Annotated in this window: 10 protein-coding genes; all 10 read left to right on the forward strand. The window is 66.4% G+C overall.

Translation table 11 applies throughout. The annotated features are described in order from the left end of the window. The first annotated feature begins 4 nt into the window (after nucleotides 1–4). The 10 genes from CSC67_RS08975 to dapA all read left to right on the forward strand — a co-directional run bounded on the left by CSC67_RS08975 (nucleotide 5) and on the right by dapA (nucleotide 19584). A complete protein-coding gene (locus tag CSC67_RS08975; RefSeq protein ID WP_245220182.1) occupies nucleotides 5–3034 on the forward strand; it encodes an alpha-1,4-glucan--maltose-1-phosphate maltosyltransferase in 3030 nt (1009 codons plus the stop codon). Then, a complete protein-coding gene (gene treS / locus CSC67_RS08980; protein ID WP_118994175.1) occupies nucleotides 3031–6453 on the forward strand; it encodes a maltose alpha-D-glucosyltransferase in 3423 nt (1140 codons plus the stop codon). The genes CSC67_RS08975 and treS overlap by 4 nt, the downstream gene beginning before the upstream one ends. Continuing rightward, entirely contained in the window at nucleotides 6353–8356 is a 2004-nt protein-coding gene (glgB, locus tag CSC67_RS08985; protein WP_425337640.1) for a 1,4-alpha-glucan branching protein GlgB, read from the forward strand. The genes treS and glgB overlap by 101 nt, the downstream gene beginning before the upstream one ends. A 4-nt stretch (nucleotides 8357–8360) precedes the next feature. After that, nucleotides 8361–10463, forward strand: coding sequence for a glycogen debranching protein GlgX (gene glgX / locus CSC67_RS08990; protein ID WP_118994177.1), 2103 nt, complete (start codon nucleotides 8361–8363; stop codon nucleotides 10461–10463). Beyond that, nucleotides 10460–12307, forward strand: coding sequence for a malto-oligosyltrehalose trehalohydrolase (gene treZ / locus CSC67_RS08995; RefSeq protein ID WP_118994178.1), 1848 nt, complete (start codon nucleotides 10460–10462; stop codon nucleotides 12305–12307). Before glgX ends, treZ begins: the two co-directional genes overlap by 4 nt. Beyond that, nucleotides 12300–14426 (forward strand): 4-alpha-glucanotransferase, encoded by a 2127-nt coding sequence (malQ, locus tag CSC67_RS09000; RefSeq protein WP_118994179.1) that lies wholly within the window; start codon nucleotides 12300–12302, stop codon nucleotides 14424–14426. The genes treZ and malQ overlap by 8 nt, the downstream gene beginning before the upstream one ends. Then, entirely contained in the window at nucleotides 14423–17167 is a 2745-nt protein-coding gene (gene treY / locus CSC67_RS09005) for a malto-oligosyltrehalose synthase (RefSeq protein ID WP_167752818.1), read from the forward strand. The genes malQ and treY overlap by 4 nt, the downstream gene beginning before the upstream one ends. Before the next feature lie 38 nt (nucleotides 17168–17205). Further along, a complete protein-coding gene (locus CSC67_RS09010; RefSeq protein WP_118994181.1) occupies nucleotides 17206–17832 on the forward strand; it encodes an L-threonylcarbamoyladenylate synthase in 627 nt (208 codons plus the stop codon). An 87-nt stretch (nucleotides 17833–17919) separates the two neighbouring features. Further along, complete coding sequence (locus CSC67_RS09015) at nucleotides 17920–18570, forward strand: site-2 protease family protein (RefSeq protein ID WP_118994182.1); 651 nt, start codon at nucleotides 17920–17922, stop codon at nucleotides 18568–18570. Between the two features lie 111 nt (nucleotides 18571–18681). Further along, nucleotides 18682–19584: a 4-hydroxy-tetrahydrodipicolinate synthase gene (dapA, locus tag CSC67_RS09020; RefSeq protein WP_167752819.1), complete on the forward strand. Its 903-nt coding sequence runs from the start codon at nucleotides 18682–18684 to the stop codon at nucleotides 19582–19584. Nucleotides 19585–19595: the final 11 nt, after the last annotated feature.

Here is a 19595-nt window from a genome sequence, read left to right on the forward strand (position 1 = left end):
GCCGATGAACGACTCTCCTATCACCAAAGGCGGCCCCCCTCGCATTCTCATGGCGGATGCGCCGGAGCAGGTTTGGGACGACTTGGCCTGGAACAGGCTGTGCCGGCATGCCCGGACGCTGGGCTTCAACGGCGTGCTTGTGCCGCGCATAGGGAAGACCGGCCAGCCGGAAGGCATACAGGAAGATGCCGGCCTGTTCGGCGACGCGGGCCCCGAGACCGTGGAGCACGCGCTGGCCAGGCTGGCGGCGATAAGCGCCGCAGAAGGCCTGAACTTCTACATGGATGTGGCGCTCGGCGAAACGCCTTTGCCCGGCGGCTGGGCGGCGCGCTTGACGCAATGGGTGCAAGCGGGAGTGCGCGGTTTTCGCTGCCTGGGAGTGACGGGCGAGGCGAGCGCCGATTGGCGCCGCCTCGTCAACCACGTACGCGACCGGGCGGGCTGCGGCGGTTTCATGGCCTGGACGCCGGGCATGAGCGCCGAGGATGTACGGATGCTGCGCGAAGCCGGATTCGACGCCACATTCCTGTCCCTGCCGTGGTGGGACTACCGTTCGGGCTGGCTGGCGGAGGAACACGCGCGCCTGAGCACGGTGGCGCCGGTCATTGCGCCCATCACTCGAGACGGTCCCGCTTGCGTGCAGGCCGACGCCGGCGAACCCGCCGCGGCGTGGCGCCGCTGCGTCTGGACCGCGGCGGTCTGCGGCAGCGGCGTCCTGGTGTCGCACGAGGTGTTGCGCGCGGGCGAAGAGGCCGAGCTGCGCATCATGAATGAATGGCTGGCGGCAAGGCGCGACGAGGGCGAACCACTGTCCATCCTGACCGGGCCTTTGAGCCCGTGCACTTCGCTGTTTCGAAGCGGGGCCGGTGTAGTGCTGAATCCGTCTTCGGATGAGGACGCCCCCGTGGACTGGCCGATGCTGCGGGCGCGGCTGCCGGACAGCTATTCCGACATCCAGTTCCCTTCCGATGCCGCTGAATCGAGCCTGGGGCCGGCGGATTGCCTTCGCTTCTCGGCGCGCCGCGCGTCGCCCGTGCGGCCGCCCTCGTCGAGCATGGCCGAAAAGCGCAAGCTGGGCCTCGGACTGATGAGCGGGCCGCGCATCGCCATCGAGCATGTTCGGCCGTCCGTCGATTCCGGCCGGTTCGCAATCAAGGCGACATTGGGCCGGACGCTGGACGTGGAAGCCGACATCTTCATGGACGGCCACGACAGCCTGAGGGCGAGCGTGGCCTGGCGGCCCGCCGACGACACGCATTGGCAGGAGGCTCCCATGGAGCATCTCGGCAACGACCGATGGCGGGCCGCCATTACGCCCGTGCGTCTGGGCAGGCACGTGTTCGTCGTCAAGGCCTGGCTCGATGTGTGGGAGTCCTATCGCGTCGGTGTGCGCAAGAAGCGGGAGGCCAAGGCCGATATCGGGCTCGACCTGCAGGAAGGAAGGGCCTTGCTGGGCGAGGCGGCGCACCGCGCCCGCCGCGAAATGCCGGAAGCCGCGGCGTTGGTGCAAAAACTGCTTGACGAGTCGGAACAGGCGGACGCCGACGTCCTGCTGTCCGATTCGACGGCGCAGGCCATGGCGCGCATGGACGCCAGGCCGTTCGAGACGCTTTCCGACGACGTCTATTCCTTGATGGTCGAGCGGCGCGAAGCAAGCTTTTCAAGCTGGTACGAGCTGTTTCCGCGTTCCCAAGCCCAAGTGCCCGGCCAACACGGCACATTCGCGGACGTGCGGCGACGGCTCGGGGCAATACGCGACATGGGCTTCGATGTGCTGTATTTTCCGCCCATCCATCCCATAGGCCGGACCAACCGCAAGGGACGCAACAACGCTCTCGTGGCCTCGCCGGAAGATCCGGGAAGCCCGTACGCCATTGGTTCCGAAGAAGGCGGGCACGACGCCATCCATCCGCAACTGGGTACCTTGAGCGATTTCAAGGAATTGATGCGCGATGCGCGCGCGCATGGCCTCGAAATAGCCCTGGACTTCGCCATACAGTGCTCGCCCGACCATCCCTGGCTGGGCGAACACCGAAATTGGTTCAATTGGCGTCCGGACGGCTCGCTGCGCTACGCCGAGAACCCGCCCAAACGCTACGAAGACATCGTCAATCCGGACTTCTATCAAGGCTCGCAGCCCAAGGCGCGGGCATCGCTTTGGCGCGCTTTGCGCGACATCGTGCTGTATTGGATAGAGCAGGGCGTGCGCATCTTCCGGGTCGACAATCCGCATACCAAACCCCTGCCGTTCTGGGAGTGGATGCTGGGCGAAGTCCATGCGCGCCATCCGGACGTGATCTTTCTTTCCGAAGCCTTTACGCGCCCGCGCATGATGTACCGCCTGGCCAAGCTGGGCTTTTCGCAGTCGTACACCTACTTCACCTGGCGCAACGACAAGCGCGAACTCACCGCCTATATCGAAGAGCTCGCCTCGCCTCCGGCGGCGGAGTCCTTCAGGCCGAACTTCTTCGTCAACACGCCCGACATCAATCCCTACTTCCTTCAAACCTCGGGGCGGGCGGGCTTCCTGATCCGTGCGGCGCTGGCGGCGACATTGTCGGGCTCCTGGGGCGTGTACAGCGGCTTCGAACTGTGCGAGGCGCGCGCCCTGCCTGGGCGCGAAGAGTACATGGATTCCGAGAAGTACGAATTGCGCTCCTGGGACTGGGACCGTCCCGGCCACATCATCGCCGAAATCGCCCAGTTGAACCGCATCCGCAAGGGCAACCCCGCCTTGTGGTCGCACCTGGGCGTGCGCTTTCATACCGTTCATGACGATCAGGTGCTGTTCTTTTCGAAATCGACGCGGGAGGGCGACAACATCGTTCTGGTGGCGATCAGCCTGGACCCCCATGAGGTGCACCGGGCCGGGGTGGAGTTGCCGCTGTGGTCCTGGGGCCTGGACGACGATGCAGGAGTGCTGCTCGAGGATGTATGCGCGGAGAGCCAATTCGAATTGCGCGGCAAGCACCACGAGATCGAGCTGACGCCGGAGCGGCCGTATCTCATCTGGCGGATAAGGAGGCTGGGATGACGAAGCGAAGCGATTCCGTGACCCAATCCGCAAAGCGCGGTTCCGCCCTCATATCGCGCAACGAGCCGGGCTGGTACAAGGACGCCGTCATCTACCAACTGCACGTGAAGTCCTTCTACGACGCCGATGGCGACGGGGTGGGCGACTTCCAGGGCCTGATCGCCAAGCTGGACTACATCGCCGAACTGGGCGTGGACACCATCTGGCTGCTGCCGTTCTATCCTTCGCCCCGGCTCGACGACGGCTACGACATTGCCGACTACCGCGACGTTCATCCCGATTACGGTAGCCTGGCCGACGCCAAGCGCTTCATCAAGGCGGCCCACGCAAGGGGGCTGCACGTCATCACCGAGCTGGTGGTGAACCACACTTCGGACCAGCATCCCTGGTTCCAGCGGGCCCGGAGAGCGCGGCCCGGCTCGGCGGCGCGCGACTATTACGTGTGGTCGGACAACGACCAGGCCTACGCCGGAACGCGCATCATCTTCTGCGACACCGAGAAATCGAACTGGACCTGGGACCCCGTGGCGGGCGCTTATTTCTGGCATCGGTTCTATTCGCACCAGCCCGACCTGAACTATGACAATCCCCGCGTCCTGAAGGAGATCATCGCGGTCATGCGCTTCTGGCTGGACATGGGTGTGGACGGCCTGCGGCTGGATGCCGTGCCTTATCTCGTCGAGCGCGAGGGCACCAATAACGAGAACCTTCCCGAAACCCATGCGGTGTTGCGGCGCATCCGGGCGGTGATGGACGAGCACTATCCCGACCGGCTGCTGCTGGCCGAAGCCAATCAATGGCCCGAGGACGCGCAAGAGTACTTCGGCAAGGGGGACGAATGCCATATGTCCTTCCATTTTCCCCTCATGCCGCGCATGTACATGGCCATTGCGCGGGCCGACCGGTTTCCCATCACCGACATCATGCGCCAGACGCCTCCCATTCCGGAGAGCTGCCAATGGGCGATCTTTCTGCGCAATCACGACGAGCTCACCCTGGAGATGGTGACCAGCAGCGAGCGCGACTATCTTTGGGATTTCTATGCCGCCGACCGGCGCGCACGCATCAACCTCGGCATACGGCGCCGCCTCGCGCCGCTGCTACAGCGGGACAGGCGCCGCATCGAACTGATGAACAGTCTGCTGCTGTCGATGCCGGGCACGCCGGTGCTCTATTACGGCGACGAGCTGGGCATGGGCGACAACATCCATCTGGGCGACCGGGATGGCGTGCGCACGCCCATGCAGTGGACGCCCGACCGCAACGGCGGCTTTTCCCGCACGGACCCCGAGCGCCTCATCCTGCCCATGCTGATGGGACCGCTGTACGGCTATGAAGCCGTCAATGTCGAGGCGCAGCAGCGCGACGCCCATTCGCTGTTGAACTGGACGCGCCGCATGCTGGCCAAGCGCCAGCAGACCCGGGCCTTCGGACGCGGCAGCCTGCGCTTCATCTTTCCGGGCAATCGCAAGGTCCTCGCCTATCTGCGCGAATACGAAGACGAAGCCCTGCTGTGCGTCGCCAATCTGTCCGACGCCTCGCAGCCGGTCGAGCTGGAGCTGGCGCAGCTGGCGGGCAGGGTGCCGGTGGAGCTCCTGGGCGGGACCCCGTTCCCGGCCATTACAGACGCGCCCTACATGCTGACCTTGCCGCCTTACGGCTTTTACTGGTTCGAACTGAGCACCTCCGCGTCGTCGCCGTCATGGCATACGGCTTTGCCCGACCAGTCGCCCGACTACATCACCCTGGTCCTGCGCCGCATGGCCTCGGGACCGCGCTTGCTGGAGGAGTCGCGCAAGGCCTTGTGCCAAGAAGTTCTGCCTCCTTATCTGGCCAGGCAGCGCTGGTTCCCGCAGGACAAGCCGGTCGGCCGGGTGGCGCTGGATTACGCCGTGCCGCTGGCGGGCGATGCCGACCTGGTCCTGTGCGAGGTGACCGTCGATGAAGAAGGCGGCGGCCAAGCCTACTTCCTGCCCATGGCCATGCTGTGGGACGAGGCGGTTTCACCGTTGCAGCAGCAGCATGGCCTGGCGCGCGTGCGCCGCACCGCCGAGACGGGGCTGCTGGTGGATGCCGTGAGCCTGCCGCGTTTCGCCCTCGCGGTGCTCGACTGCTTCAGGGCGGGCGCACGGCTGCCGCTGCCGGGCGATCGGGCGGACACGCTCGAATTCCGCGGCGAGGCGGGGCTGGCCGGCCTTTCCGACATCGAGCCGGACGACATCGACTGGTTCCGCGGCGAACAGTCCAACAGTTCGCTGCTGCTGGGCGATGCGGCGGTGCTGAAACTGGTGCGGCACGTCGTGCCGGGCGAGCATCCCGAAGCCGAAATGACGCGTTACCTCACCCGCGCGGGCTATGCCAACAGCGCCGACCTGCTGGGCGAACTCGCGCGCGTCGATGCCGACGGCAGGCCGTGCACGCTGGCGCTTTTGCATGCGCGGATTCCCAATCAGGGCGACGCCTGGAGCTGGACCAACGATTATCTGCGCCGCTCTCTGGAAAGCGCGGCGCTTACCGCAGAAAGCCATAGCGATTACCAGGAAGACCTCGCCGGCTATACCGCTGTGGCCGAAATCATCGGCACGAGGCTGGCCCAACTGCACGGCGTCCTGTCGGGCGAAACCGATGACGCGGCGTTCGCGCCCGAGCGCGCTACTGCGGCCGACGCGCGCCGCTGGGCCAAGGACGTCCGCGCCATGGTACAGGCTGCGCTCTCGGCCGCATGGCGCAACCGCGACCGGCTTTCGGCCGCCGGCATGGCTCAAGCCGAGGCTTTGCGCAACCAGCGAGCGAAACTGTTGAAGTGGATCGATGACGCGGCCGCCAGGATGGCCGGACACTGGCGCCTGCGCATACACGGCGACCTGCATCTGGGCCAGGTGCTGATCGCTCAGAACGATGTGTATTTCATCGATTTCGAGGGCGAGCCCGACCGGCCGCTGGAGACCAGGCGCAGCAAGGCCAGCCCGTGGCGCGATGTGGCGGGCCTGCTTCGTTCCATCGACTATGCCACGCACGGATTCACGGAATCCGAGCCCGGCGCGGATCCGGGCTCGGCCGCCGCGGCTGCCGCCGAGAAAAGCGTCGACAGCGTGGACGCCAGTTCTCTGGCCCTGCCCGCCGCGCAGACCACACGCGAGCGGCATGCACGGCTGCTCGAGCAATTCCGCGAAAGCGCCCGCCAGGCATTTCTGACGGGATACCGGAAGGCTGCGCTCGATGCGCGCCCCGAGTTGCTGGACGAGGCCATGGACGAGGTATTGCTCGATCTCGCCCTGCTCGAGAAAGCGGCCTACGAGGTGTGCTACGAGGCGGCGCATCGGCCCGACTGGCTGCCTGTTCCGCTGGACGGCCTGGCGCGAATCGCGGACCGCCTGCCGGATCCCGGCGCCGCCGACTCGGGAGAGGCACATGGCTGACGAGCGAATCGCCGAGGATTTCGGCCCCCTGCTGGGCGAACTGGACATTCATTTACTGGCCGAGGGCCGTCACGAGCATCTGGCCGACTGCCTGGGAGCCCATCCATGCTCGATCAAGGGGGTGGCCGGGACCCGCTTCGCGGTCTGGGCGCCCAATGCCCGCAGTGTATCCGTGGTGGGCGATTTCAACGCCTGGAATGGTCAGCTTCACCGCATGCGCCTTCGGCCCGAATGCGGCGTATGGGAAACGTTCGTGCCGGACGTGGGGGAGGGGGCGCTCTATAAGTTCGAAATCATCGGACGTGACGGCCAGATGCTGCCCCAGAAGGCCGATCCGGTGGCGCGCAGGACGGAACTTCCTCCGGCCACGGCCTCGGTCGTGGCCTCGACCGCCGCATTCGAATGGAGCGACGAGGAATGGCTGGCGCGGCGCGGCCGGCTTCAAGCGCCGGACGCGCCCATGTCCATCTACGAGGTTCATATGGGATCATGGAGGCCCGCAACGGGCGATGAGCCGGTATGGCGCGAATGCGGCTCGTCTCTCATCGACTATGCGCGCTCCATGGGATTCACCCATATCGAACTGCTGCCGGTCATGGAGCATCCCTTTGGCGGATCGTGGGGCTATCAGCCGCTGGGTCTGTTCGCACCCTCGGCGCGCTGGGGCGAACCCGAAGACTTCGCCTGGTTCGTGAATGCCTGCCATCGCGCCGGCCTGGGCGTGATCCTCGATTGGGTGCCGGCGCATTTTCCCTCCGATCCGCACGGGCTGGCATGGTTCGATGGGACCGCCCTGTACGAACACGCCGATCCGCGGCAAGGCCGCCATCCCGACTGGGACACGCTGATCTACAACTTCGGCCGCACTGAGGTGCGCAATTTCCTGGTCGCCAGCGCGCTCGAATGGGTGCGCCGCTATCATGTCGACGGCCTGCGCGTCGATGCCGTGGCATCCATGCTGTATCTCGACTACAGCCGCGAGCCGGGACAGTGGACGCCCAATCGCCATGGCGGGCGCGAGAACCTGGAGGCGGTGGACTTTCTGCGCGAGCTGAACGACACCGTCAGACGCCTGTGTCCCGGCGCCATCATGGTGGCCGAGGAATCCACGGCGTGGCCGGGCGTGACCGCCGCGACGCGAGACGGAGGCCTGGGCTTCGACTACAAATGGAATATGGGATGGATGCACGACAGCCTGCGCTACATGAGCCACGAGTCCGTCCATCGCAAATACCATCACGACGACATGACGTTCGGAACGGTGTATGCCTGGACGGAACATTTCATTCTTCCTCTTTCGCACGACGAGGTGGTGCACGGCAAGGCATCGCTGCTGGGCAAGATGCCCGGCGATCGATGGCAGCGTTTCGCCAATCTGCGCGCCTACTTTGCCTTCATGTGGACACATCCCGGGCGCAAGCTCTTGTTCATGGGCGGCGAGCTGGGTCAGGAGACCGAGTGGAACCATGACGCCTTCCTGGATTGGGGCGCCGCCGCAGATCCCTTGCATGCCGGAGTCCAGTTGCTGGTGAAGGACCTGAACGCGCTGTACGGCCGGCTGCCGGCGCTGCATGAGTCCGACGGCGACCCCGAGGGCTTCGGCTGGGTGATAGGCGACGATCGCGACAACAGCGTGTTTGCATTCGAGCGGCGTTGCAGCGGCCAGGTCGTGCTGGTGGTATGCAATATGACGCCCGTGCCCAGGCGGGGCTATCGCATCGGCGCTTCGCGCGCCGGGCGCTGGCGCGAGGTGCTGAATTCGGATGCCGCCGCCTATGGAGGCAGCGATATGGGCAATGCGGGCGAAGTCCGCACGCTGCCCGATCCAGCTCATGGGCAGCCGCAGTCCTTGACCCTGGTGCTGCCGCCCCTGGCGGCCCTGATTCTCGTTCCGGAGGAATGAGGCCATGAGCGACGCCGACAAACTGCTTCCCGGCCGGCCCTATCCCTTGGGCGCCACCAGCGACGGCCTGGGCGTGAACTTCGCCGTCTTTTCGGCCAACGCCACGAGGATCGACCTATGCCTGTTCGATGCGCGGGGCCGCAAGGAACTGAGGCGGCTGCCCCTGCCGGAATGCACCGATGAAATCTGGCATGGCTATCTGCCCGACGCCCAGCCCGGGCTGGTCTACGGCTATCGCGCCCATGGGCCGTACGATCCCGCCCACGGCCACAGGTTCAATCCGCAAAAGCTGCTGCTCGATCCTTATGCCAGGCAACTGACCGGCGCCCTGCGCTGGTCGGATGCCTTGTTCGGCTATCGCGTCCAGCATCCCCGCATGGATCTGAGCATGGACCGGCGCGACAGCGCGGCATGGGTACCCAAAGCCGTCGTGTCCGACGACGGCTTCAACTGGGGCGGCGGAGAGTCGCCTTCGGTGCCGTGGGACGACACCTTCATCTACGAAGCGCACATGAAAGGCGTTTCGATGAAGCGCGGCGACGTCCGGGGCGGCTGGCGGGGCACGGCCGAAGCCTTGGCGCATCCCGCCTTCATCGAGCATCTGCACAAGCTGGGCGTCACGACGCTGGAACTGCTGCCCGTGCACGCGGCGCTGGACGATCATTTCCTGGTAGAGCGGGGCTTGCGCAATTACTGGGGCTACAACACGCTTGCCTACTTTGCGCCCGACCCCCGCTACCTTGGCCCCGCGGGAACGAACTCGCTGCGCATGGCGATCAGGCGGCTGCATTCGGCTGGCATCGAAGTGATACTGGACGTGGTCTACAACCACACGGCCGAAGGCAACGAGCTGGGGCCGACCCTGTCGTGGCGCGGCCTGGACAACGCCAGCTACTATCGGCTGATCCCGGGCGAAGAACGCTACTACATCAACGACACGGGCTGCGGCAACACGGTCAACCTGTCGCATCCGCGCGTGCTGCAAATGGTGATGGACTCTTTGCGCCACTGGGCCGAGAGCTATCGGGTGGACGGCTTTCGCTTCGACCTGGGCGTTACGCTGGGCCGCGAAGGCACGGGCTTCGATCCCGGGTCGGGATTCTTCGACGCCATTCTGCAGGACCCCGTCCTGTCGCGGCTGAAGCTGATATCCGAACCCTGGGACACCGGCCCGGACGGCTACCAGCTGGGCAACCATCCGCCCGGCTTCGCCGAATGGAACGACCGCTACCGCGACACGCTGCGGCGCTTCTGGCGCGGCGATGCCGAGCAGCGCGGCGAACTGGCCGCATCGTTAAGCGCCACCCCGGCCCTGTTCGACCGCCGCCATCGCCGGCCCTGGGCTTCGGTCAATTTCCTGGCATCGCACGACGGCTTCACCGCGGCCGACGTCGTCAGCTATTGCGAGAAGCACAACGAAGCTAATGGCGACGAAAACGGCGACGGGCACGGAGAGAACTACAGCTTCAATTGGGGCGTCGAAGGGCCGTCAACCGATGAAAGCGTGATGCAGATCAGAAGCAGGGTGCTGAAATCCATGCTCGCCAGCCTGCTCATGTCGGACGGCACACCCATGCTTCTTGCGGGAGACGAGTTCGGCAACAGCCAGCAGGGCAACAACAACGCCTACTGCCAGGACAACGACTTGTCCTGGCTGGACTGGAGCCAGGCGGACACCCAACAGGGGCGCGCCCTGATGGACCTGGTGTCGCGGGCGCGGGCCTTGCGCCGCACCCATCCCTCCTTGCGCCGCGGACGCTTCGGGGACGATGGGGCAGAGCTTGCGCCGGGCATCAAGCGCGCCGCGTGGTACGACATGGACGGCTGCGAAATGAGCGAAGAGGCCTGGGCCTATGCCGAAGGGCGCGTGCTGGGCTTTCAGCGCGCGGCCCTGCGTCCGGATGGAGAAGTCGATGTGAGCCTGCTGCTGGTGAACGGCGGCAGCGAAGAGGTCGTCTTCGTCCTGCCCGCGCTGCCTTGCAGATGGTTTCGCCGGCTCGACACGGGCCGGGAAGGCCAGGGCGGCAACGAGATTCGCGCCGACGAGATTCCGGTCTGCGCGCACGGCCTGGTCCTGCTGGCCAATAACGAGGGCGGCCGGCCATGAGGGCGGGCACGTCCGGTTCGGCGCCGGAGCGGGAGGGGCCGCGCGCAGGGGACTACGGATTTGGCGCGCTGCCTCTGGAGAACGGCGACACACGTTTCCGCCTGTGGGCGCCGGGCGTCGAGACCGTCGCGCTGCAGATCGAAGGCCAGGCGCCGAAACCCATGGCCAGGACGCATGGCGGCTTTCACGAGCTGACATGCCGCGCTCCGGCCGGAACACGTTACCGCTATGGCTTGCCCGACGGCTCCAGCGTTCCCGATCCGGCTTCGCGCATGCAGGATGGGGACGTGCACGATGCCAGCATAGTGTGCGACCCCGCCCGCTATGCCTGGCAGTTTCCTCAATGGCTGGGCCGTCCGTGGACCGAAACGGTTCTCTATGAAATTCATTGCGGCTTGGTGGGGGGCTTCGACGGCGTGCGCGCCCGCCTACCCGAGCTGGCGCGGCTGGGCGTCACCGCGGTCGAGCTCATGCCCGTGGCTGATTTTCCCGGGCCGCGCAACTGGGGCTACGATGGCGTGCTGCCTTATGCGCCCGATCGCGCCTATGGAGAGCCGGACGATTTGCGCGGGCTGATCGACGCGGCGCACGGCCTGAACATGATGGTTTTCCTTGATGTCGTGTACAACCATTTCGGCCCCGACGGCAATTACCTGCCCCGGTATGCGCCGGAATTCTTCCGCGACGATCTCGACACCCCCTGGGGCCCGGCGATCGACTTCCGGCGCGAGCAGGTGCGGCGCTTCTTTGCCGAGAACGCCCTGTACTGGCTGCGCGAATACCATTTCGACGGATTGCGCTTCGACGCGGTGCACGCCATCAGCGACAAAGACTGGCTGCCCGAGATGGCCTCTTTTGTGCGCGGCGCGCTCGATCCCCGGCGGCGGGTGCATCTGGTTCTCGAGAACGACGACAACGCGGCCGGCCTGCTAGAACAGGGCTTCGACGCCCAATGGAACGACGATGCGCACCACGTGGTGCACCATATCCTGACCGGCGAGCGCTCGGGCTACTACGCCTCCTATGCGGATGAGCCGGGCGGCATGCTGGCGCGCGCGCTGGCGGAGGGCTTTATCTTTCAGGGACAGCCCGATCCTCACAGGAACGGGCGGCGGCGCGGGGAGCCGAGCGCGGGCTTGTCGCCCGAGCATTTCGTTTTTTTCCTGCAGAATCACGACCAGATCGGGAATCGCGCCCTGGGCGAACGCCTGACCCGCCTGGGCGTGAAGCGGGATGCCTTGCAGGCGGCGGTCGCCCTGCAACTGCTGACGCCGCAGATTCCGCTGCTGTTCATGGGCGAAGAGCAGGGCGCCGAGACACCGTTCCTGTATTTCACGAGCCATGTCCAACCGGAGCTGGCGCGGGCGGTGCGCGTCGGGCGGCGCAAAGAGTTCGCCGGCTTTCCGGCCTTTGCGGACGCCGATGCGCTACAGACCATACCCGACCCCAACGATCCGGAGACCTGGGCGCGCTCGAGCCTGGCCCCCGACGATGCCGAGACGGAAGAATGGCGGCGCTGGTACGAGCAGCTGCTTGCCCTGCGCCGGGAGCATGTCGCGCCGCGCCTGCGGGGCGCACGCAGCCTGGGCGCGCGGGCGGTGGGCGCGGAAGCGGTGCACGCCGCCTGGGAGATGGGCGACGGGGCGCGCCTGACGATATTCAGCAACCTCGGAGAGCAGCCCGTCGAGTGTCCGGAGCTGTCCGACTTGCCGCCGGACAGCGTGTTCTTCCGAGGGCCGGGGGACGAGGACTTCGAGGCGCGGGCCGAGCAGCGCTACGGGCAGCTGCCGGCTCGCTGCACGATTGCCGCGCTGGAGGCCGGGCCGGAGAGGGGCGATGGCTGAAGCGGGAGACGCCCCTCTGCATGTCCTGGCTGATGCCGTCGGCCTGGCCCGGACCTGGCAGGACGTGCATGAGCGCACGCGCACGGTGCCGGACGAGACCCTGGAGGCCTTGCTGGACGCAATGGGACTGGAATGCGGCAATGGAGCCAGGCTCGAGTGCAGTCTGAGGCGTCTGCGCGAGGAAGAGTCCCGTCTCGATGGACGGATGGTGGTGGTCGAGGCGGGAGAGCCCGTCGTGCTGCGCCACGGCGGGCCGATGCATTATCGGCTGGAGTACGAGTCGGGCGAGGGAGGGCGCGAAGGCGAGGCCGAACTTCAGAAGGACGGCAGCGTGCGGCTGGCGCCCGTGGACATTCCCGGCTATCACCCTCTGCAGATCGGCAGGAACAGGCTGCTTCTGGCTGTCGCCCCGCGCCGCTGCGTCGGCCCGCCGGAAGGCGGCGCGGCGGGGCGGCCATGGGGCGTCGCGGCGCAAGTCTACAGCCTGCGTCGCGATGCCGCGGCGTATGGCGGCCCGGCGATGGCAGCGGCTGATGGGGCGGGCGGCTACGGCGCCCTGGCCGAACTGGCGCATCAGGCCGGCCGGCTCGGCGCGAGCGCGCTGGCCATCAGCCCCGTCCACGCGCTGTTCAGCGCCGATCCCTCGCGCTACAGCCCTTATGCGCCGTCGAGCCGCCTGTTCCTCAACACTGCCTATATCGATGTGCGGGCGCTGGGCGAAGAGGCCTTGCGCGCGGCGCTTGCTTCGCTTCCCGATGCCTCGCGCCCCATTGCGCCGGACACAGCGCGAACGGCGGGCGCCGGGGATCTGATCGATTGGCCCGTGGTGCAGACCGCGCGCCTGGCGCTTGCAAGACAGCTGTTCCAGCGTTTCGAAGCGCAAGGGCCGCCGGAGTCCAGAAAAGCTTTCGAGGCGTTCTGGCGCGCGGGCGGCGAGGCGCTGCAAAGCCATTGTCTCTATGAGACCCTGCATGCTCATTATGCGCAGACGCTCGGCGCGGCCAGCGGCTGGCAGGATTGGCCCGCCCCGATGCATGATCCGAACGGCGCCGCCGTCCAGGCCTTTGCCCGCCAATCTGCGTCCGAGCTGCGTTTTCACGCCTTCCTGCAATGGCTTGCGCATGAAGGCCTGTGCCGCGCACAGGAAGCGGCGCGCGAGGCGGGCATGTCCATAGGATTGATCGCCGACCTGGCCATAGGGACCGACGCGCGGGGCAGCCAGGCCTGGGCCGCGCCGCAGGACATCCTGCAGGGCGCCACAGTGGGCGCCGCGCCCGATCTGTATCATGCAAGAGGGCAGGACTGGGGCCTGACCGCCTTCTCTCCGCGCGCCCTGCGCGAAAAGGGCTATCGGCCTTTCCTTTCCATATTGCGCCACGCCCTGTCCCATGCGGGCGGAGTGCGCATCGACCACGTGCTGGGCCTGGCCAGAATGTGGCTGGTGCCGCAAGGCGAAAGCGCCGCCGACGGTGCTTTTCTTCGCTATCCGCTGCATGACTTGCTGCGCCTGGTGGCGCTGGAATCCCATCGCCATCAGGCTATCGTGGTGGGCGAGAATCTGGGCACGGTGCCAGCCGGCTTCAACGATCTATTGAGCGGCCACGGCCTGCTCGGCACCCGCGTTCTGTGGTTCGAACGCGAGGAGGAGCCGACGCAGGCTTTCGTGCCGGTGGAGCACTGGCCGCCCGACTCCATGGCCACCACCACGACCCACGACCTGCCCACGGTCGCCGGATGGTGGCAGGGCAGGGATCTTGATTGGCAGCATCGCTTGGGCTATCTTGAACCCGAGGCGCTGGAGGCGGCCCGCAGCCAGCGAGAACAGGACAAACTTTTATTGGCCCAGGCCCTGCCTTCCCGACCCGACGCGGCGGGCGAGGCGCCGGTGGCCGAAGTGCTCGAGTGGGTGGCGGCCAGCCCGTCGCCCTTGTGCGTCTTTCCCCTGGAAGACATACTGGCCTTGCCCGAGCAGCCCAATATGCCCGGCTCGTCGGGCACGCAGGCGGGGTCTCATCCCAATTGGCTGCGACGCCTGCCCCTGGAGGTCGGCAATCTGTTCTCGAGCCGGGCCGCCGCGAAGGCAATCCATGCCGTGCGCCACGGAAGGAGTCGGTCGTGAGCGTTCCCCGAGCAACGGTCCGGTTGCAATTGCATGCCGGGTTCACGCTGGATCATGCGCGTGAGCAAATACCCTACTACGCCTCGCTGGGCGTGAGCCACCTTTATCTATCTCCCATATCCTGCGCCGTGCCGGGCTCGCTTCACGGCTACGACGTCATCGACCCCACGCGCGTCAACCCCGAGCTGGGCGGAGAGCCGGCGCTGCGTGCGCTGTCGGAAGCACTGCGCGCGCGCGGCATGGGCATCCTGCTGGACATCGTGCCCAATCACATGGCTACCCATCCCGGCAACGCATGGTGGTGGGACGTGCTGGCGCGGGGCAGGCAAAGCCGCTATGCGCACTGGTTCGACATCGACTGGCGCCCGGCCGATAAAACGCTGTACGGCAAGGTGCTCGCGCCTTTCCTGGCGCAGGACTATGCCGGCAGCCTTGCGGGGGGAGAACTGAGGTTGGTTCATGACGGCGAGCGGGACCGCTACCTGATCGAGGCGAGCGGAGGGCGGTTTCCTGTGGCCGACGGTACGCTCGCCTGCCGCGGGCGCGACTGCACCGAGATTCTGGCGGAACACGATCCGGCCGAGCACCGGGGGCGATGGCGGCTGCACGAGCTGCTCAAGCGGCAGCATTATCGGCTCTGCGGCTGGCGCTGCGCCGCGGACAGCATCAACTGGCGCCGCTTCTTCGAAATCAGCGGACTGGCGGGGCTGCGTATCGAAGAGCCCGAGGTGTTCGACGCGGTGCACGAGCTGCCCCTGAAACTGTACGAACAGGGACTGATCGACGGCTTGCGCATCGACCACGTCGACGGGCTGGCGCGGCCCCTGGCGTATTGCCGGCGCCTGCGCGAGGCGATGCGGGCAAGGCGGCCCGGCGGCGCGGGAGCCGGGGCGGAGCCTTGGGTGGTGGTGGAGAAGATCCTGGCCGGCGGCGAAGTGCTGGATGAGCGCTGGCAGGTCGACGGCACGACCGGATACGACTTCATGGACCAGGCGGCGGCGGTGTTGCACGATGCGCACGGCGGGGCGCGCTTGATCGGCCTTTGGCAGCAGGTATGCGGCCGCTCCGACACGGCGGCCGATTTCCTGCGCGAGGCGCGAACCACGATGTTGCGCCGCCATTTCTTCGCCGAGCGCAACGCGCTGGTCCGCCGTGTGCACGAATTGATTCATATGCGGGCGCGGCCGGGAGAATGGTCGCAGGAAGCGGTCGATCGGGTGCTGGAGGTCTTTCTGGCCTGCTTTCCCGTTTATCGCAGCTATGTGGAGGGCGCGGAGGCCGCCGACCAGGACCGGGCCGTCATCGACAGGGCGGCGGCCCAGGCCCGTGCGCGCCTCGATCCGGACTCCGGCGAACACCGCCTGCTCGATCTCGTCACGGCCTGGCTGATCGCCATTCCGCCCGGCACACAGCCGGCGCGAAGGCCGGGCGCGCCCCTGTGCGACGAAGCGGCTTGCCGGCAAGAGGCCGTGCGGCGCTTCGAGCAGCTGACCCCGCCCCTGGCGGCCAAGTCGCTGGAAGACACCGTGTTCTATCGTTATGGGCCGCTGTTGTCGCGCAACGAAGTGGGGTCCGATCCTTCGGTCCTGGCCGAAAGCGTCGAGGCGTTCCATGCGCGCAATGCATGGCGGGCCGAACACTATCCGGCTTCGCTGCTGGCCACGGCCAGCCACGACCACAAGCGCGGGGAGGATGCGCGCGCCAGGCTGGCCGTACTGAGTGAAAGGGTGGAAGAGTGGGAGCGCGCCTGCAGGGAGTGGGCGGCATGGAAGACGCAGGAATGCGAGACGCCCTCGCAAAGCGCCGAGCGCTACATGCTGTGGCAGGCCATGGTGGGCGCCTGGCCGCTGGATCTGCATCCGCGCGATCCGGAGGCGCTTGCCGCCTTCGGCCGCCGCATCGTGCAATGGCAGCGCAAGGCCCTGCGTGAAGCCAAGCAGAACTCGAGCTGGTTCGATCCCGATCTGGACTACGAGCTGCGTTGCGCGCAGTATGTCCACGAATTGCTGGGCTGGGCTCCGGCTCAGGCGCGGCGTCTTGCCGAAGCCGTGGACGCCGACGAGAGGCCGGACGCATCGGACGGGCACGCTCCAGAGGCCGGCCTGCTGTGTTCGTTCCACGATTTCGTCCAGGACATTGCGCCGGCCGGGGCCGTCAACAGCCTGGCGCAGACCGTGTTGCGCCTGACGTCTCCGGGCGTGCCCGATCTTTACCAGGGAACGGAGTGGTGGGACTTCAGCCTGGTCGATCCCGACAACCGGCGCGCGGTCGACTACCCGGGGCGCCGCCGGGCATTGGATGCCGCGGCGGCGAATGCCGACATGGCCGCGCTGCTCGCCCACTGGCGTGACGGCCGCATCAAGCAGGCCGTCATCCGCGCGGTGCTGGCGCTGCGCGCCCAGGCCGAAGCGGTTTTCGCACGGGGCGCCTGCCTGCCCCTGGAGACGGCGGGAAGGCGCCGCGAGCATGTGATCGCCTACGCGCGGCGCCTGGGCGGACAGGACGTGATCGTGGCCGTTCCGCGCCTGTGCGCACAGGCCCTGGCAGAGCAGGAAGGGGACGGCGGCCCGCGCATCGATATGACTTACTGGGATGACACCGGTATCATGGTATCTGCCCTTGGCGGCCGTGACATGAAGGACATCTTTACGGGCAAGACTCATCGCCCCTCGGCAAATGCAGAGCTGCCGGCTCAGCGGCTTTTCGCCGAACTGCCCTGCGCCGTGCTGGTGACGACCTGAGCCCGTCTACAATCACCCAGAATGTTAGGATACGTTTCATGGCTCAATATTTCGTCGTACATCCGCAAAATCCCCAAGCACGCCTTTTGAAGCAGGCCGGCCAGTTTCTGGCCGACGGCGGACTCGTCGCCGTGCCCACCGATTCCAGCTACGCGGTCGTGGCCCGCCTCGACGACAAGAGCGCGGCCGATGCGCTGCGCCGCCTGCGCGGGCTGGACGAACGGCATCATCTCACTCTGCTGTGCCGCGATCTGGCCGAAATCGGCCATTTCGCCCGTGTCGACAACAGGCAGTACCGCTTCCTCAAACTGGCCACGCCGGGTCCCTGGACCTTCATTCTCGAAGCCACGCGCGAAGTGCCGCGCCGCGTGTCCCATCCGTCGCGCAAGACCATCGGCATACGGGTGCCCGACCACAAGGTCACGCTCGATCTGCTCGATGCGGCCGGCTCTCCGTTGATATCCACCACCCTCATCCCCGAAGGCGAGGACGAGCCGCTCAACGATGCCGAGCAGATACTCGAGCGCTACGGGCATCAGCTTGCCGCCGTCATCGACGGCGGCGCCAGCCCGCTCATGCCCACCACCGTGATCGACCTCAGCGGCGCCGAGCCCGTCGTCGTGCGCCGCGGGGGCGGAGACCCGGCTGCTCTGGGGCTGGACTGAAACTTTCACTCCGCCGCGCGATCCAATGTCCTGTCCCTTCCTCTTTCTCGCCGGGCCTTTCTGTCCGGCGATTTCCCTTCTGCATCTATGGATTCACTGATTCAAACCATTGCGGTGTATGCCCTGCCCGTGCTGTTCGGCATCACACTGCACGAGGCGGCCCACGGCTACGTCGCCCGCATGTTCGGCGACCCCACCGCCTACGAGGCGGGGCGCATCAGCTTGAATCCGATCAGGCATGTCGATCCCATCGGGACGATAGCCGTACCCTTGTTCCTGCTGTTCAGCACCAAGCTGCTCGGCGGGGCGGGCATATTGTTCGGATGGGCCAAGCCCGTTCCCGTCGACTGGGGGCGGCTGCGCAATCCCAAGCGGGACATGCTCTGGGTGGCCCTGGCGGGGCCCGCGTCCAACCTCGTCATGGGCGTGATCTGGGCAATATCCCTGCGCCTGCTGATCCTCAACGGCGCTTCGCCCGACGATTTCTGGGTGCTGATGGCCTTTGCCGGCATACAGATCAACCTGGTGCTGATGGCGCTGAATCTGTTTCCCCTGCCGCCGCTGGACGGCGGCCGGATCGTATTCAGCCTGTTGCCTTCGCGTTTGGCCTGGAAGTACGGCAAGCTCGAGCCCTACGGCCTGCTGATCCTCATCGTGCTCATGCTGACGGGGGTGCTGTGGATGCTGTTGCGGCCGCTGCTGGCGTTCGGCCAGGCCATCATCACGTGGTTCTTGTAGAAAACTTGCCGCGTGCGCAATATGCCCGGGCGGTTTATCCGGTAAACTTGCACGTTATAGTTGATACAGGCGCCTTGCGCCTGCACGCCTCCAGACGGAGCTTTTTTCATCATGGCTAGTACAGAAAGCGCGACACCCACTTTTCAGGGCAGCCTGGTTGCCCTGGTCACTCCCATGCATCCGGACGGCAGTCTGGACTTCGACGCGTATCGAAAACTCATCGATTGGCACGTCAAAGAGGGAACGGACGGGCTGGTGGTGGTCGGCACCTCGGGCGAGTCCCCCACGGTCAGCATGGAAGAGCATGCCGAACTCATCAAGGTGGCGGTCGAGCATGCCGCCGGGCGGGTGCCGGTCATCGCGGGCGTCGGCGGCAACTCCACCGACGAGGCCATCGAGCTTTCCCAGTACGCCAAGAACGTGGGCGCACAAGCCGGGCTCTCGGTCGTGCCGTATTACAACAGGCCCACCCAGGAAGGCATGTACCGGCACTTCAAGGCCTGCGCCGAAGCGGTCGACCTGCCGGTCGTCCTCTATAACGTACCGGGCCGCACCGTGGCCGACCTGTCCAACGAGACCGTGCTGCGCCTTGCGCAGGTGCCGGGCATCATCGGCATCAAGGACGCCACCGGCGACATCGGGCGGGCAGGGTGGCTGCTGCACCACAAGCCCGAAGCCTTCCAGGTCTTCAGCGGCGACGACCCCACCGCGGCGGCGCTCATCCTGCTGGGCGGCAAGGGCAACATCTCCGTCACGGCCAACGTCGCGCCCCGGCTCATGCACGAACTGTGCATGGCGGCGCTGGCGGCCGACGTCCCGCGCGTGCGCGAACTCAACGGCCGCCTCGCGGGTCTGAACAAAGTACTGTTTATTGAAGCCAACCCGATTCCCGTCAAGTGGGCCGTCGCCGAGATGGGGCTGTCTGCCTTGGGCTATCGTTTACCCTTAACCCCCCTGGACGAACGCTATCACGATGCCGTGCGCGGCACCCTGAAAGACGTGGGCTTGATTTGAAAATGACGAAT

The sequence above is a fragment of the Pusillimonas caeni genome, from assembly GCF_003545815.1.
Lineage (GTDB): Bacteria > Pseudomonadota > Gammaproteobacteria > Burkholderiales > Burkholderiaceae_B > Pusillimonas > Pusillimonas caeni.